We start from the raw sequence: 15,545 nt of genomic DNA on the forward strand, positions 1-15,545 counted from the left end.
ACGCGACACGCGATACCGGACCGTCGAGTCTGCCTATCATGACGGCATGACACGGTTCCGGTTCGCGGTCGCGTTCATCGCGGCGACAGCAGTGCTCGGTCTCGCCGGTTGCTCCGACAGCTCCGGTGACACACAGTTCGACGGGCTCACGGTCGGTCAACGCGTGTACGACCGCACCGGGGACTCGCTGGGTCCGGCCGACGTCGAGGCGCTGGAGCAGCGACTCGACGCGCTGCGCGCCGAGACCGGGGCCGACGTCGTCGCGTACGTCCGCGAACTGGACGCCGACTCGGACGACACCCTCGATCAGGTGGAGGCACTCCAGCAGGCGTGGGTGTCGACGGCGGACGTCGATCAGGACGTCGCCGGTGCCATCCTGATCAACCGCGAGCCCGGTACCGACGACGAGGCTCGGGCCGGGATCTTCCTCGGTTCCACCTTCGACGACGGCAATGTTCCCCGCGACGAGCAGGAAGCGATCATCGAGGACGCCCTGGTGCCGCCGCTGCGCGACGGTGACGTCGCGGACAGTCTGACGAACGGCATCGACCGGCTGGAGTCCTCCATCCTGGTCGGGCCACCGGTGACGGCGCTCGACGAGTTCGCCGCCGGACCGGGGTCGACGTGGCTCCCGTGGACCGGTCTCGCCGTCGTGCTGGTCGGCTCCGCGGGCGCGGCGCAGATCTACCGTCGCCGTTCGCGGCCCACGGTGTCGGCGCAGCCTCCGACGACCTACCGACCCGATCACACCACCGATCCCGCGATCGTCACGGCTCTGGTCCATCGGAGCGCGCAGGCGAGTGCGGTGCCGGCCACGCTGCTGGCACTCGCGGCGGCCGACGCAGTGGCTCTCGAGTCCGAGCCGGGTTCCGGGTCGAAGAAACGTGGCAAGGACACGCTCCGAGTCCGACTGCTCGACCGCGGCAAGGTACGCGGCGACGTGCAGGACGCCGTCTGGACCATGCTGTCCGAGAAGGCCGAGGGCGACGTGGTGGACAGCGCCGCGCTCACGAAGCTCGCGCAGGGTCACGGCGCGACGAAGGCCGTCGTCGACGCGCACCTCGAGGCGAACGGGTGGGTGCGCCACGGCACGGCCGGACCACGCTGGGGTCTGGTCGGACTGGCACTTCTCGGCGGTGCAGTCATGGTGGGCGCAGGCGTGGTCGCTGCTTCCGGGGCCCCGATCATGCTGGTCGCCGCGATTCCCGGCGGGATCCTGCTGATCGCCGGCCTCGTCATGACGGTCGCCTACTCGCGATTCTCGGCTGCCGGTCTCGACGCCGCTCGTCCCTGGGAGGCCTACCGTGACGGGTTGAAGCAGTCCGGAAAGGACGACGACTCCTCGCTCGATCTGGACGACGCACTGCCCGACATCGTCGCGCTGGGGCTCGGCTCCACGTTCACGAAGCGCCTCGAGGCGGCCACGGACGTGGACGGCGGAACGACGCTGCGTGCCTTCGCCTCGCCGTCCGGATCACTGCACGCCTCGGACCCGGCACTGCTGAACTGGGTCGTCTTCTCCTCGGTGTTCACCTCGACCAACAGCAGCGCCGGCACGGTGTCCGGGGCCGGCGCGGGTGGCGGTGGCGGCGCCGCGGGGAGCACCTGAGACCATTCCGGGTGTGACCGACACTCCGTCATCACGTCCCGCGTATCGCAACGGCGCGGGCAGCAGCGCGCTGGTCGCGGGCATCGTCGCGCTGGTCTGCGCGTTCGTGCCCTTCGTGGGAGACATCGTCGCGGTGCCCACCGGCATCCTCGCGGTGGTGTGCGGATGGGTCGGTATCGGCCGGGACGAGGACGGCACGGCCACCAACGGCCGCGAGGCGATGATCGGAGCCGCGCTGGGCGGCGCCGCACTGTTCGTCGTCTTCGTGTCCTTCGCCGCCACCACCCTCTGAGCCGACGGAGTGCCGCCGTAACGGCGCGGAAACCGAGAAGACCGACGAACGACACGGGCAGGGCCGACACTGTGTCCCATGGTGTCGTTGTCGAGGTTCACTCGCGGTCGGGCGGGCACGCATCCGGTCGACCACATTCCCCCGCTGTCGGTGCTGGCTCCACTCGGCTTGCAGCACGTGCTCGCGATGTACGCGGGCGCGGTCGCCGTCCCTCTCATCGTCGGCAGCGCCCTGGTCGCTGCGGGGGAACTGCAGTCGAGCGACCTGCCGTACCTCATCACGGCCGACCTGTTCGTCGCCGGGATCGCGACACTGATCCAGGCGGTCGGGTTCTGGCGCTTCGGGGTACGACTACCGCTGATGCAGGGCTGCACGTTCGCCGCGGTGACGCCGATGATCGCCATCGGCTCGCAGTACGGCGTCACCGCCATCTACGGTTCCGTGATCGCGTCCGGCGTGTTCATGATGGCGCTGGCGCCGGTGTTCGCGAAGCTGCTCCACCTGTTCCCGCCTCTGGTCACGGGCACGGTCATCCTGATCATCGGCCTGTCGCTGATGCCGGTGGCGGCCGGATGGTTCGGCGGCGGAACGGGATCCGAGGACTTCGGTGATCCGAAGTACATCGGGATGGGCGCACTCACGTTGCTGATCATCCTGCTGATCGAACGGTTTGCTCCCCCGGCCGCCAAGCGACTGAGCATCCTGCTCGGACTCGTCGCCGGCACCGTCATCGCGATCCCGCTGGGCATGACCGACTTCAGTGGTGTGCGGGAACAGGACTGGGTCGGCGTGACCACGCCGTTCCACTTCGGATTCCCGACGTTCGAGGTCAGCGCGATCATCACCATGTGCATCGTCGCGCTGGTCATCATGACCGAGACCACGGGCGACATCATCGCTGTCGGCGAGATCGTCGACAAGAAGGTTCCGCCTCGCCGTCTGGCCGACGGTCTGCGCGCCGACGGCCTGTCGACGATGCTCGGCGGCATCTTCAACACGTTCCCGTACACGGCGTTCGCGCAGAACGTGGGGCTGGTGGCGATCACGGGCGTCAAGACCCGCCATGTGGCCACGTTCGCCGGCGGCATCCTCATCCTGCTGGGGTTGCTGCCGAAACTCGGTGCCGTGGTGGAGGGTGTGCCGCTTCCCGTGCTCGGTGGCGCGGGCATCGCACTGTTCGGCATGGTGGCCGCGAGTGGCGTCCGCACGCTCGCGCAGGTGTCGTTCAACAACACGAACATCCTGGTGGTCGCCGTCGCGGTGGGCGTCGGACTGTTGCCCACGGTGTCGCCGGACCTCTACGACCGGTTCCCCGACTGGTTCCAGACCATCTTCCATTCCGGCATCAGCGCGGGTGCGCTGTGCGCGGTGGTCCTGAACATGCTGCTGAACTCGGAGTCGTTGCGCGACAAGCTGTCCACCGACACGGATCCGCCGGCCCACGACGCTGTGCGTGGACCGGCGCTCTGATCGATCCGTCGGTCAGGACGACGCTGCGCGGAGCTTCTCGAGCAGTGGCCCGGCGGCCTCGGCAAGGAAGCGCTCCTGGGTCTCGTCGCCGACCTGCACGAGTGCGATGTCGGTGAAACCGGCCTCCCAGTAGGGCGCCACCTTCTCGACGATCGCATCGAGATCCGGTCCGCAGGGGATGGTTCCGGCCACGTCCTCCGGCCGGACGAACTGTGTCGCACCCGCGAAGCCGGCCGTCGTCGGCAGGTCCGCGTTCACGGCCCACCCACCTGCGAACCAGCGGAACTGGTCGTGCGCGAGCTCGGTGGCCGCCTTCTCGTCCGGACCCCAGCAGATGGGGATCTGACCGATCTTCTTCGACTCCCGGTTCAGGCCCGTGCCGATGTGCCTGGCCTTGTCCCAGCCCTCGACCAGCTCGGACTTCGGCTCCGTCGAGATCATGTGGTCGCCGAGCGGCGCGAACCGCTCGATCGACTTCGACCCCGAGACCGCGATGCCGATCTCGAGCGGGTGTTCGGGGGTGTCCCACAGGCGCGCCGAGTCGACGCGGTAGTGCTCGCCCTGCCACGTGATCAGTTCACCCGACTGAAGTTGCCGGATGATTTTGACCGCTTCCTCGAACATGTCCTGACGCTTGTCCACCGAGGGCCAACCCTCGCCGACGACGTGCTCGTTCAGGTTCTCGCCGCTTCCCAGGCCCAGCGTGAAACGGCCGTCGGCGAGGATCTGCAGCGTTGCCGCCTTCTGCGCGACTATCGCCGGGTGGTACCTGATGATGGGGCAGGTCACGTACGTGTAGAGGCCGACTCGGGACGTCGCCTGCGCCACCGCGCCGAGCATCGTCCAGGCGTAGGACGCGTGTCCCTGCGACGACAACCAGGGTGAGTAGTGATCGCTGGACACCTCGAAGTCGAACCCGACGTCCTCCGCCTTCACGGCGTAGTCGACGAGCTGCTTCGGTCCGCTCTGCTCGGTCATGAGGGTGTAGCCGAAACGTGTCATGGGCGTGGGTCCTCTCTAGATGGTCGCGACGGAACCGGAGTCGACGCGGTAGTTCGAGCCGTTGACGAAGCTGGCGCGCTCCGAGCACAGGAACGTGATCACCGACGCCACCTCCTCCGGGGTACCCCGTCGGCCGAGTTCCATGAACGGCCGGTCCTCCTTCAAGAAGCTCTCGATGGCCTCGTCGCGGTCGGTGCCACGCTCGTCGGCTCGCTTGTCCATCATCGCGTCCGTCATCGGGGTGTGGATGAAGGCAGGAGACACCGCGTTCACCAGGACACCCTCGGACGCATACGTCTTCGACAGTCCCTTGACCAGCGAGAGGATGCCGGCCTTGGCCGCACAGTAGGGCAGCTCGTCGATGTAGGGCTGCTCCGCGTCTTCGGACGCGAGCAACACGATGCGCCCCCATCCGCCCGCGCGGAGTTCGGGAAGGAAGGCGCGCACGACGCGCACCGGCCCGAGAAGGTCGACCTCGATCGTCGTCGACCACCCGTCGTCGTCGATCTCGTGGAACATGCCCTGTGCGCCGGTGATGCCGGCGCTCTGCACCAGGATGTCCACGGTGCCGAGCGCCTCGACCGCCTTCGCGTGCATCGCCTCGACGTCGGCGGGCTTCGTCACGTCCGCGGCGAACGCCGTGACGGCACCCTCCGGTCCGGTGAGCTCGGCAGCGCCGGCGGCCAGCTTGTCCTGGTCCTTGTCCGTGACGAAGACCCGGACACCCTCGTCGAGCAGCATCTGCGCGGTGCACCACCCGATTCCCGAGTCCGCGCCGGTGACGACAGCAGTTCTGCCCGTGATTCCGAGGTCCATGTGGTCCTACTTTCCTGTGTTGGAGGTCGTGTGGTCGTGGCCGCTGGCGAGCGTGAGCGCCGCGTTGATGAGAGCGAGATGGGAGAGCCCCTGCGGGAAGTTGCCCAGGAAGGTCGACGGTTCGTCCTCGGCCGACCGGTCGGGGTCGATCATCTCGGCGAAGAGGCCGACGTCGTTGCCGCTGGTGACCAGTCGATCCATGAGTGCGGTGGCCTCGTCGTCGCGGCCGAGCTTGGCGAGGGCGCCGACGACCCAGAACGAGCAGGCGACGAACGTACCCTCGACCATCTGCATGCCGGAGTAGCGGTAGAGGTGGTCGCCGGAACCGAGTTCGTCGCGCAGAGCGTCGACGGTCCTCGACATCCGCTCGTCGTCGACGCACCGACTGCCCGCGTGCAGCAACACGGAGGCGTCGAGTTCATCCGTGCCCGGGTACCAGACGTAGGCGCCGCGCGACTCGGACCAGCAGTTGTCGTCGATCCACTGGGCGATGTGGTCGCGCTCGGTCACCCACCTGTCCGCGATGCCGGGAATCATGCCCTGCTCGGAGAGGTGCACCGCGCGGTCGAGCGCGTGCCAGCAGCCCATCTTGGAGGATGTGTAGTGCCGGATCGTGGGCAGCTCCCACATCCCGGCGTCCTTGCGGCGCCAGATGTCACACGTCGTGTCGGCGATCTCCGCGAGAAGTCGACCGGTGGGCGCATCGAGTACGTTGCCCGCGTCGACGTAGAGGGACACGATGTCGAACAGGTCACCGAAGATCCCCTGCTGCAACTGAGTTGCCGCCTCGTTTCCGTTGATCACCGGACCGACCCCGCGCCACCCCGGCACGTCGGGATATGTCGAGCCGCCCGGGATCTCACCGTTCAGGGTGTAGAACACCTGCGTGATCTGCTCGTTGCTGCGGATGATGCGCAGCAGCCACGCCACCGCGGCGTGGACCTCCTCGCGCAGACCGAAGCGGATCAGCGCCTTGATCGTGTACGCGGTGTCACGCACCCACGCGTAGCGGTAGTCCCAGTTCTTGGCGCCGGCCCACCGCTCCGGCAGCGAGGTCGTCGCCGCCGCCGCGATGGCACCGGACGGGCTGTACAGCAACAGCTTCAGTGCGAGGGCGCTGCGATGGACCTCGTCGTGCCAGGGGCCCTCGTACCGGAACTCCTCGGACCACATCTGCCAGTTGGCGATCGTGCGATCGATGCCCGAATCGACGTCCTCCGGCACCGGGAGATACAACGGTTCCACCTCGGTACCGACCACGGCCACGAGGGAGCGCGAACCGACCGCGGTGGTGAATCGACCACTGATGGAACGCGATTCGAGCTCGATGTCGTCGGCATTGAGAGTGCGCACGCCCAGAGTGACACCGTCGACGCGCAGCACCGTACCGTGCACCGTCTCGTACGACCACGGCGACGCCGTTCCCAGACACGTCCCCGGAGCGACGGACCACTCCATGTCGACACTGCCCTCGACGCCCTCGACGCGCCGTGCGAGCTCGGTCCACGGAAGGCGTCCCGCCACACCGGTGTTCAGCGAGTCCGTGACGTTCACGACGCCCGACTCGGTGGTGAACGTCGTGACCAGGACATTGGTGCCGTCGGCGTACCGACGCGTGGTCGTGAACTCCTCCGCCGGGCGCATCGAGATGTAGCCGCCGGACCCGGCGTCGAGCAGTGCCGCGAACACCGGCGCGGTGTCGAGATTGGGAACGGGAAACCAGTCGATGCGCCCGTCGTCCGCGATGAGCGCGACGGTGCGGCCGTCGCCGATCGCCGCGTAGTTCTCGATCGGTGCGTAGCCGTTCTCTCTCATTCGAGGCGCGCGATCATCGAACTGTCGATGTGCGTTAACAGGTCTGCAGGATCGTCGTACACCGCGGTGGCGCCGGCCTCGGTCAACTCGGCACTCGAGACGCCGCCACTGCGCACTCCGATACACGGGACGCCCGCTGTGACGGATGCCTTCACGTCCCACACGGAATCCCCGACGAAGACGGCGCGCTCAGCAGCGACGCCGGCACGGTCCAGCGCGATGTCGACGATGCGCGGCTCCGGCTTCGCCGTCTCCACGTCCTCGGACGACGTCAACTCCGAGACGATCTCCTCGACCCCGAGAAGTCCGCGAAGGATCGCGAGTTCGTTCTCCGGTGCCGAGGTGGCGAGCACGACCTGCAGCCCGCGGTCTGCTACCGCGCCGAGCAGGCCGAGCGCACCGGGCAGCGGCGACAGCAGGGAGGACATCTCCTCGTAGTACTGCGTGTGTAGTTCCTTCGCGCGTTCCGCCGCGTCCTCGGGTGCGTCACCCGCCAACGACGAGAGCAGCTTCGCGCCGTCCATGCCGATCGAGCGGTGAATCCGCCACGAGTCCACAGCGATATCGGCGTCGGAGAAGGCACGAGCCCAGGCGTGGACATGGGCGTAGTTCGAATCGACGAGCGTGCCGTCGATGTCGAACAGAACGGCGGGAGAAGTCACCCTCCTCGACTACCCGGGGGTGGGGGACGACAAACGGCGGGAGGGCAGCGTCACGACCGGGTGGCCGCCTCCACCGGCACCGTCTCCCCCGTGAGCGTCCTCGGCGACCAGAGCCCGTCGGTCGTGGCAGCGGCGATGCCAGGTGGCGACAGCGCCACCGGAGTGAATACGACCGCCGACCCGTCACCACACGCGAACGGCACCGCGTCCTCGGTGGGGGTGCCGGCCACACACGTCAGGCCGTCCGATGTCACCAGTCTCGTCACGGACCCGTCGGGTGGGCCGGAGAACTCGGTCGCCGCGGGCGTGACGGAGGTGGTGGTCGAGGCCGTGGTGGTCGAGGCCGTGATCGCGGTCGTCGTCAGGGGGTTGTCCGTCGTGCCAGGTGTCGGTGCGATGGTGATCGTCGGCGTCGGTGCCGTCGTGACGGTCGTCGTCGTGGTCGAGGCGGTGGTCGATGTGGTGGTCGCTGCGGTGGTCGCGGTCTCTGCCGAGGTCGTCGTCGTCGTACCGGCTGTCGACGTCGCTGCTTCCGGCGTCGTCGACGGGGCCGCCGGAGTCGTCGAGAAGGCCTCCGGCACCGCTACCCGAGCAGCGGGCTCCGCGCTCGCTACGACCGGCGCTGCGACATCCTTCCCACACATCGCGTCGACGACCACGAGCCGGAACGTGATCGGAACGAGTCCGATGTAGGTGAGGGTGCCGTCGACCGTCAGTGTCGACCGTGCCTGGCCGGCAGACTGGGTCACCGCACTGGTGATCGTTCCCGCGAGCCGCGGAACCAGCACTCCGGTCGGGCGGTCGAACGCCGTCGTTCCGCCCGCCGCGGGTATCGCGACGGCCTGATTTCGGATGCTGATCGTGCCCTGATCGCCGGCGGTCGCGTTGGCCGCGCGAGCCCCGGTCGCGGTGGTCGACGCCGTCGACGTGGAGAAGTTGCAGGACGCCGTGGCCGTGACCGCGGAGGGCAGAGTGACGACCTGCACGGACCCCAGACCGGCAAGCAGTTCTGCGCGCAGTGTGTAGGTCGACAATGTGCTCGTCGCGTACACCTTCTGGGCAGCACCGGTGCACTGGGGCGGTGAACCCGGACCCCATGCATAGGACGCGCACGTGTCACCGACGATCGGGGAGGTGTCGGTGGCCCCTCGGGAGATCAGCTGGTTGACCAGGCCCAGTACGCCGCCGTTGCGATACGGCCCGGCGTTCGAGGCAGTCGAGGCACCGGGAACCGTCTGAGTCCTGCTCGCGGTCACCCCGGACCACGGCATGCTGGTTCCACCGGAAAGCAGATTGAACACGAGACCGGAGGCAGACACGACTCGCCCCGCCTCCGCGTACGCGCTACCGCTCGTCGGCCAGTATCCGGGCGTCACGGTGGTGGCGAGGTGCTCTCGCCCGACCCACGCGGCGTCGGTGGAGGAGGTGCGGACGACCGTCGCGACGAAGGTCGACAGCACCGCGACGAGAACGACGGCCGTGGAGAGGCGTCGACGCATCAGGTTCTCGCCCGCGGTGTTCGGGGCCAGAAGACGGCGACGACCAGCACCGTCATGGCGATGGTGATCGCCCCCAGCACCAACGGGTGCGAGAACCACACGATCACCTTCGCGAGGCCGGGGATCGACCACAGAACCTTGCGGACCTCCGTGACCTTGTATCCGGCGGGGTCCTCGTACTCGTTGGCATCGCCCTTGAGTTCCAGAACGGTCGTGCCGTCCGTGCTGGGTGACGTCCGCACCACCCGGTGCGTGACGGGGAGTTCTCCGGCCCGGTCGACGGTCACGATGTCACCGGGAGCCACTGTGTCGGCGGCGACTTCGCGTACAACGGCCAGCGATCCGGTGGGGATGGTGGGCGACATGGAGCCGGTCTTGAACATGATGAGCGTGATGTTCATCGTGAACGCCAGGATCACCAGAACGATGCACACCACACCACCGACCGCGAGCACGTTCAGCACGGCATCGCCGATGCGCGTGAGGGCCCGCCGCTCGGTGGGGGCCACGTGGCGAGTAGTCATGGAGAACACTCCGTTCCGGGCGGGCTCATGTCGTTCCGACGAAGGTCCACGTCGCGGGGAACGAAGTTTGTAGTGTCGAGTTGGTCCACACCGCCAGCGTGTCCGGCAGGCTCAGCCGAAAACACAGGGGCACAGGGGAGCCCGTCGCACTGGAGGTTCCCGCGGGCAGAATCACGGCGTTCGCTGCAGAATCTGTCGTCACCGGTACGTCCGCCGCGGCCGATCCGATGACATAGGACGCCCCGGGTGCGGTGAAGTTCGCCGCGACACAGGTCGCCGAGCGGATGACGGAGTACCGCAGCACGGATCCGAGCCCAGCAGTGGTCGAGGTCGCGTCCACGGTGACGCGGATCTGGGGCGACGCGGTGACAGCCCGGAGCGACACGGCGCCGTACGTGGACTGGCCGGGAAGAAGCGATGCGGCGCTGAGAGTCATGACGGCAGGCGCGTTCGCCGGATGCGCCGCCCACGTACCGCCGTTGTTCACGGAAGACTCCAGACCGAACGGGCTGGTGGTGAAACGAGAACTGCCGATTGCCCGGTCCACCCAGGATGCCGCGACAGTGGTCGCGCTGAGGGCCGCGACGACGGCGCCCACCACGAGCAAGAGGGCCGCGCCGACACGGGCCCGCCTACCAGGCATCGGGATCAGGCGGGTCCGTGAGGACCTGTGTCGAACCACGAGACTGTTGCGACGTGACCGAAGTCAGACCACCGCTTCGGCTGCGAACTGCCACGTGACGACGCCCGTCGTCTGTCCCGCCACGACGTTCGGGGCGACGGCCTGCGGAAGGGTCACGGCGAAGCACAGCGACACCGGACTGCCGTCAGCAGGCACACTGATCGCGTCCACGGCGCTCCCGTCCCCGAGTGCACTGCCGGCCACGACGACGTCGGTTCCACCGCCCAGTATCGCTGCGTTGCAGTTGTCCGCCGAGACGCCCGACACCACCTGGTAGGTCAGCGCGGTGGCAAGGGGACCCGTGATCGGAGTCGCTCCGTTCAGTGTCACGTCTGCCGGGTAGGCGCCGCCCGGGGTAGTGCCGGTGCCGACTCGAAGTGCCACCGGCGCGTAGACCGTCAGGCCAGGACTCATGGCCGCGAAACCCGTGGTGTACGCGAAGGTGCCGGCTGTTCCGACCGTGTCGTACTCGTTCCAGACGCCGGTACCACCGGTGGAGAAGTCGCCCTGGACGTTCCAGTTCTCCGCCGAGAACTGTGCTTGCCCGAACACGTTGTCGGTCCAGACGGCCAATGTCACCGCCGCTCCCACGCCGAGAACCAGCCCGCCCGCGAGGAGCGCTCGAACCTTGCGGCGACGGACATCGCGCTGCTCACGCTCTGTCTCGACGGTGAGATCGGTGGTCATGGCAGGTCCCCGTTTCGCTTCGACGAGCCATTACCGCAATGGCTGCGAGCGAACTGTAGATCCATTCTCGAAACCACACATACCGAACGTTCTTCAATTTCCGCGAACCATTGATCGGTACTCGGGGTCACACAGACCGATCGGGGCGATACGACGAGGCCGTTCGATGAACCGGGCCGGGACGTGAGCCTGTCGGCGTTGCCGCCGCCGCTTCGGTGCCCGAAGCAGCGAGCCGGCAGAGCATTCTGACCACACGTTTCAAACGTGATCTACATCACACACGGCAACGCCCGCCGCACCCGGTGAGGGTGCGACGGGCGGCGTCGAGAATCGGAGCGGATCAGACCTTCGCGGCCTCGTCGGCCGGGTCGTCCACCGCGCCGGCCCCGGTCGTGGGGGCGGTCTGGCCCTGTCCGGAGCGCACACCCTCCTCGACCTTCTTGCCGATCTCGGGGTCGACGTTGCTCCAGTACTGGAACACCCGCTGCAGCACAGGCTCGGTGACACCGTTGAGCGCGTGGCCGACGATGTTGCCCACGAGACGCTCGCGGGCGTCGTCGTCCATGATCTCGCGCACGAGAATGCCGGCCTGGACGAAGTCGCCGTCCTCGGGATGCTGCACGTACCCGGTGCGCACGAATCGGGGCTCGAAGTCCCAGGCACCGTCGTCGCCGTACGCGTTCGTGTCGGCGGCGGGACCACCGTACGAGTTCGGGGCGTACACGGGCGTCTCCGCGGAGTTGTAGTGGATGTTCATCGCACCCTCCTTGGAGTAGGAGTTGATCTCCGCCTTCGCCCGATTGACCGGCAGCTGCGCGTAATTGGTGCCGATGCGGTACCGGTGCGCGTCCGCGTAGCTGAAGATGCGTCCGAGCAACATCTTGTCCGGGCTCGCACCGATGCCCGGAACGAGGTTGGACGGCTCGAACGAGCTCTGCTCGATCTGGGCGTGGAAGTTCTCCGGGTTCTTGTTCAAGGTCATCGTGCCGACCTCGATCAACGGGTAGTCCTTCTGCGACCAGACCTTGGTCAGATCGAACGGGTTGTACCTGTACGTCTCGGCATCGTCGTACGGCATGATCTGCACCTTGACGGTCCAGCTCGGGAAGTCGCCGTTGCGGATCGATCCGAACAGGTCCTGACGATGATGATCGGGCGACGTGCCCGCCAGCTCGTCGGCCTTGTCCTGTGTCAGGTAGTCGATGCCCTGATCCGTCTTGAAGTGGAACTTGACCCACGACTTGGTGCCGTCGGCAGCGATGAACTGGTACGTGTGCGAACCGAAACCGTCCATGTGGCGGAACGACTTCGGGATTCCGCGGTCACCCATCAGCCAGGTCACCTGGTGTGCCGACTCGGGCGACAGGGTCCAGAAGTCCCACTGCATGTTGTTGTCTCGGAGACCGGAGTCGGGCATGCGCTTCTGGCTGCGGATGAAGTCCTGGAACTTCAACGGATCGCGCACGAAGAACACCGGCGTGTTGTTGCCGACCATGTCCCAGTTGCCTTCGGTGGTGTAGAACTTCAGCGCGAAACCGCGGGGGTCGCGCCACGTGTCGGGGCTGCCCTGCTCGCCCGCGACGGTGGAGAAGCGCGCCAGCATCTCGGTCTTCGCGCCGGGCTGGAACACCGCCGCCCGCGTGTACTGCGAGATGTCACCGGTGACCTCGAACGTGCCGAAGGCGCCTGCACCCTTGGCGTGCACCACACGCTCCGGCACCCGCTCACGGTTGAACTGCGCCATCTTCTCGATGAGGTAGTGATCGTGCAGCAGGATCGGTCCCTGCGCACCCGCAGTGAGGGAGTGCTCGTCGCTGGGAACCGGGATACCGGCGTTGTTGGTCGTGGGCCTCGGCTGTGTCATGAGTCCAGTGCCTCCTGTTCGTGGCAGACGCGAAGCGTCGCGGTGTGACGCAGAACGTCCGTCGTACCCGCATACCCGGGCATCGACTCGCGCACACGCAGAATGTCGATCCGTTCCAATATGACCCCTTTTCTGGAATCAGTCCAGTTACGTTCGTGGTGTCAGGGCGTCGGGTACAGGAGGGGCAGTCCCCGCTCCCCCACGCCCAACTCCTGGATCGACCACTCGCGGGGGTCGATCGCGTACTGGGAATGGTTGGTCGCCAACACCGACGTGCCGCGGAAGGCCAACGATGCGGGAGTGACGAGAGGCACCGCCAGCGCCGCCCTCGCTTCGGGGGACGGGAGCGCGCCGACGACGCCACGTCCGGGCTCCACGATCTCGACGTCGTTGATGATCGGGTTCGCGACCGCCACGTAGACGCGGCCCGACTCCCCGATGGCGATGCCGTCACCCTGTGACGTCGTGGCGATCTCCTCGCGAGTACCCGGACCACCGTTCCCGTCGACGCCGAGGCGGAACAGCTTCCCGCGGAAGATCGACGGGTCCGCTGTCAGGGAGATCGTGACCACGAAGACGAGGCGGCCCTGCGCGTCGAACTGCATGCCGTTGACGCTGTACAGCGACACGAAATCTGGACTCTGGTACCAGATCCGAGCCTCACCGCCGCCGGCCGGCACCTTCCAGATGGTGGCCTGGTTCAGATCGCTCACGTACAGATTGCCCGCCGCGTCGAACACCGGGTAGTTGGGCCACGCGGGTCGATCGACAGGGCTCGGCTCGCACGGGACGATCCCCCGACCACAGGACGGCAGATCGGGGAACGTCGCGTAGACCGACTGGGCTCCCGATGCAGGATCGAGTCGTACCGCACGCGCACCCGACCAGTCGAGCGCGTACACCCGGCCCGCACCGTCCAGCGCGATGCCGTTGACCCCGTGCTCGGCGTCCGGGGAATGCCCCACGAGATCGTAGGTGCCGATCAGTGCACCGGATCCGTCGTGATGCCAGACCGTTCCCGTCGATCGGGGCCGATTCGATCCCGTCCACACGCTGCCGTCGGACGGATCGACGGCGATGCCCTCCGGCTGTCCGGGCAGCGGAAGCTCGGAGAACGTTCGTGCGCCACCGGGCGCCGGCGACGGTTGTACGGCGGGATCCGCACTCCCCGTGGCACTCCCGAACACGGTCATGGCGGCCACTGCCACCACGGTGACCATGACTCTGGTCAGAGAGAACGTCGACACGTCAGGAGCCCCCCGGCACGAATTGCGCAGCACTGTGCTGCTCCGGTGGACACTACGGTCAGTCCGACCGTCCCCTCGTGTCCACTCGTCCAGGGCCGCGTAGCGGGCATTGTGCCAGGTCACACACATGTCGGAGATGGGGGATTCGTGTGGCACTCTTCGGTCGTCGAGATGGCAGCAGTTCTGGGGGGGGAATACAACAATGCACAGTCGTTCGAGCAGATCCGGTCTTCTGCGGCGGGCGGGACTCGTCGCCGCTGCGGCCGTCACCGCGGTCGCCTCCTTCACGGGCACCGCCTCGGCCGACCCGGGACCGGTGGCACCGTCGACCCTTCTCGGATCGATCAGCGACGGCCCCGGCCAGTTCCACGTCTTCCGCACGGTGGACAGCGGCAATCGGCCGACTGCCGAGGACACCGCGCGGTGCAACGCCCAGTACGGCGTTCCGGCCCAGTACCTCCTCGTCGAACGTCTCGACGCCCGTATGTACACGTTCCAGTCGGACCCCGCGTCCGGCGTGCTGACCGCCGAGACGGCGCGCAACGTCGGACCTATCTACGTGTGCGACGGGCTGGGGCTCGACGGAACCCAGATCCTCGACCAGTGGGGCACTCTCGACGCTCCCGGCCTCGGCCGTCTCGACATGCGCGGACCGTGCGGCTTCGAGCTCTACCCCGGATCGCCCGGACGCGGCGCCGTCGACTGCGTTCTCCGCATCCAGCCCAACGCGTCCGGTGTGAGCGCCGGTGTCGCCACCAGCAACTCGGTGGCCAACCCGTTGCGTCTGCCCGGTGGACGCACCGGATCGGTGTGGACGCTGTACTCGCTCGGCGAGGGCACCGCGCCCGTCGATTCGGCTCCGCCCGCCGGAATCCCGCAGCCGACGGGCCCGATCGCCTACAACGTGACACGCGAGGTGAACTCCCGATCGGTGGGATCGTCGCCGTCCTGTGCGGGAGGCGAGCGCACCACCGAACTGCACGCGGCGAGTGTGAATCCGGCCACGGGCGCGGCCTCGACCTCGCCCAGCGAGATCACGGCCGCGACGGCGCGTGTCTGCTACTCCCCGACGGCGCAGCCCGAATTCGGTGCTGCCCTGACCGTCACGTACGACAACCTGCCCGGTGGCCCGCTGACGGTCGAGGGACGCGGTCAGTGCCGCCAGAACTCGCTGCCCGGCATCGCCGACGTGCAGCAGAGTTGCGGCCTCACCCTCCCGCCGAACCCCGCACGCGGACTGGCCGGCGGACAGGTGACCATCAACGGACTGGTGCCGGCCGGTGACCCGGCAGGGTCCGCCAACTCGGCGATCTGGACCACCTCGCTGCTGGGACCCATCTCCGGCAAGTGACCGAACGGGACAGGCCCCGATCTCC

Annotated in this window: 14 protein-coding genes; 4 read left to right on the forward strand and 10 right to left on the reverse strand. The window is 67.6% G+C overall.

The features are described 5' to 3' along the window. Positions 1-46: 46 nt before the first annotated feature. From QE449_RS21245 to QE449_RS21255, 3 genes are all read left to right on the forward strand, one after another. Positions 47-1,609 (forward strand): TPM domain-containing protein, encoded by a 1,563-nt coding sequence (locus QE449_RS21245; protein ID WP_307109636.1) that lies wholly within the window; start codon positions 47-49, stop codon positions 1,607-1,609. Positions 1,610-1,622: 13 nt separating this feature from the next. Beyond that, complete coding sequence (locus QE449_RS21250) at positions 1,623-1,901, forward strand: hypothetical protein (RefSeq protein ID WP_027506667.1); 279 nt, start codon at positions 1,623-1,625, stop codon at positions 1,899-1,901. 78 nt (positions 1,902-1,979) lie between these two features. Next, the gene (locus tag QE449_RS21255) at positions 1,980-3,371 is read left to right on the forward strand and encodes a nucleobase:cation symporter-2 family protein (protein ID WP_082544397.1); all 1,392 of its coding nucleotides are present in this window, start codon (positions 1,980-1,982) and stop codon (positions 3,369-3,371) included. A 12-nt stretch (positions 3,372-3,383) separates the two neighbouring features. On the opposite strand, the gene QE449_RS21260 is transcribed toward QE449_RS21255, so the two are convergent. The 10 genes from QE449_RS21260 to QE449_RS21305 form a co-directional block, all read right to left on the reverse strand. After that, positions 3,384-4,373 carry an LLM class F420-dependent oxidoreductase gene (locus tag QE449_RS21260; RefSeq protein WP_027506666.1) on the reverse strand — a complete coding sequence of 330 codons (990 nt, stop codon included), beginning with the start codon at positions 4,371-4,373 and terminating at the stop codon, positions 3,384-3,386. 15 nt (positions 4,374-4,388) lie between these two features. Continuing rightward, on the reverse strand, positions 4,389-5,189 hold the full coding sequence (locus tag QE449_RS21265) for an SDR family NAD(P)-dependent oxidoreductase (RefSeq protein ID WP_027506665.1): 801 nt from the start codon (positions 5,187-5,189) through the stop codon (positions 4,389-4,391). Between the two features lie 6 nt (positions 5,190-5,195). Continuing rightward, the gene (locus QE449_RS21270; protein ID WP_307109637.1) at positions 5,196-7,004 is read right to left on the reverse strand and encodes a glycoside hydrolase family 15 protein; all 1,809 of its coding nucleotides are present in this window, start codon (positions 7,002-7,004) and stop codon (positions 5,196-5,198) included. After that, complete coding sequence (locus QE449_RS21275; RefSeq protein ID WP_307109638.1) at positions 7,001-7,666, reverse strand: HAD family hydrolase; 666 nt, start codon at positions 7,664-7,666, stop codon at positions 7,001-7,003. The genes QE449_RS21270 and QE449_RS21275 overlap by 4 nt, the downstream gene beginning before the upstream one ends. 50 nt (positions 7,667-7,716) lie before the next feature. Further along, positions 7,717-9,165, reverse strand: a complete 1,449-nt coding sequence (locus QE449_RS21280) for a hypothetical protein (RefSeq protein WP_307109639.1) — start codon at positions 9,163-9,165, stop codon at positions 7,717-7,719. Then, a complete protein-coding gene (locus QE449_RS21285; protein ID WP_081821410.1) occupies positions 9,165-9,689 on the reverse strand; it encodes a signal peptidase I in 525 nt (174 codons plus the stop codon). Before QE449_RS21285 ends, QE449_RS21280 begins: the two co-directional genes overlap by 1 nt. A 25-nt stretch (positions 9,690-9,714) precedes the next feature. Next, on the reverse strand, positions 9,715-10,332 hold the full coding sequence (locus tag QE449_RS21290; RefSeq protein WP_155957103.1) for a hypothetical protein: 618 nt from the start codon (positions 10,330-10,332) through the stop codon (positions 9,715-9,717). A gap of 63 nt (positions 10,333-10,395) precedes the next feature. Continuing rightward, complete coding sequence (locus tag QE449_RS21295) at positions 10,396-11,058, reverse strand: SipW-dependent-type signal peptide-containing protein (RefSeq protein ID WP_027506660.1); 663 nt, start codon at positions 11,056-11,058, stop codon at positions 10,396-10,398. A 340-nt stretch (positions 11,059-11,398) separates the two neighbouring features. Continuing rightward, positions 11,399-12,922, reverse strand: a complete 1,524-nt coding sequence (locus QE449_RS21300; RefSeq protein WP_307109640.1) for a catalase — start codon at positions 12,920-12,922, stop codon at positions 11,399-11,401. A 161-nt stretch (positions 12,923-13,083) separates the two neighbouring features. Then, positions 13,084-14,169, reverse strand: a complete 1,086-nt coding sequence (locus tag QE449_RS21305) for an SMP-30/gluconolactonase/LRE family protein (RefSeq protein ID WP_222633314.1) — start codon at positions 14,167-14,169, stop codon at positions 13,084-13,086. Between the two features lie 202 nt (positions 14,170-14,371). Between QE449_RS21305 and QE449_RS21310 the strand changes: the two genes are divergently transcribed. Beyond that, the gene (locus QE449_RS21310) at positions 14,372-15,520 is read left to right on the forward strand and encodes a hypothetical protein (protein WP_307109641.1); all 1,149 of its coding nucleotides are present in this window, start codon (positions 14,372-14,374) and stop codon (positions 15,518-15,520) included. The last annotated feature ends 25 nt before the right edge of the window (positions 15,521-15,545 follow it).

Origin of the sequence: Rhodococcus sp. SORGH_AS_0303 (assembly GCF_030819335.1) — a bacterium.
Taxonomy (GTDB): domain Bacteria; phylum Actinomycetota; class Actinomycetes; order Mycobacteriales; family Mycobacteriaceae; genus Rhodococcoides.

What these genes read in the sequence shown, in the direction of transcription:
- QE449_RS21300 (WP_307109640.1), bottom strand. Translation starts at nt 12,922, where the DNA reads ATGACACAGCCGAGGCCCACGACCAACAACGCCGGTATCCCGGTTCCC.
- QE449_RS21285 (WP_081821410.1), bottom strand. Translation starts at nt 9,689, where the DNA reads ATGACTACTCGCCACGTGGCCCCCACCGAGCGGCGGGCCCTCACGCGC.
- QE449_RS21255 (WP_082544397.1), top strand. Translation starts at nt 1,980, where the DNA reads ATGGTGTCGTTGTCGAGGTTCACTCGCGGTCGGGCGGGCACGCATCCG.
- QE449_RS21295 (WP_027506660.1), bottom strand. Translation starts at nt 11,058, where the DNA reads ATGACCACCGATCTCACCGTCGAGACAGAGCGTGAGCAGCGCGATGTC.
- QE449_RS21290 (WP_155957103.1), bottom strand. Translation starts at nt 10,332, where the DNA reads ATGCCTGGTAGGCGGGCCCGTGTCGGCGCGGCCCTCTTGCTCGTGGTG.
- QE449_RS21280 (WP_307109639.1), bottom strand. Translation starts at nt 9,165, where the DNA reads ATGCGTCGACGCCTCTCCACGGCCGTCGTTCTCGTCGCGGTGCTGTCG.
- QE449_RS21310 (WP_307109641.1), top strand. Translation starts at nt 14,372, where the DNA reads ATGCACAGTCGTTCGAGCAGATCCGGTCTTCTGCGGCGGGCGGGACTC.
- QE449_RS21270 (WP_307109637.1), bottom strand. Translation starts at nt 7,004, where the DNA reads ATGAGAGAGAACGGCTACGCACCGATCGAGAACTACGCGGCGATCGGC.
- QE449_RS21265 (WP_027506665.1), bottom strand. Translation starts at nt 5,189, where the DNA reads ATGGACCTCGGAATCACGGGCAGAACTGCTGTCGTCACCGGCGCGGAC.
- QE449_RS21245 (WP_307109636.1), top strand. Translation starts at nt 47, where the DNA reads ATGACACGGTTCCGGTTCGCGGTCGCGTTCATCGCGGCGACAGCAGTG.
- QE449_RS21260 (WP_027506666.1), bottom strand. Translation starts at nt 4,373, where the DNA reads ATGACACGTTTCGGCTACACCCTCATGACCGAGCAGAGCGGACCGAAG.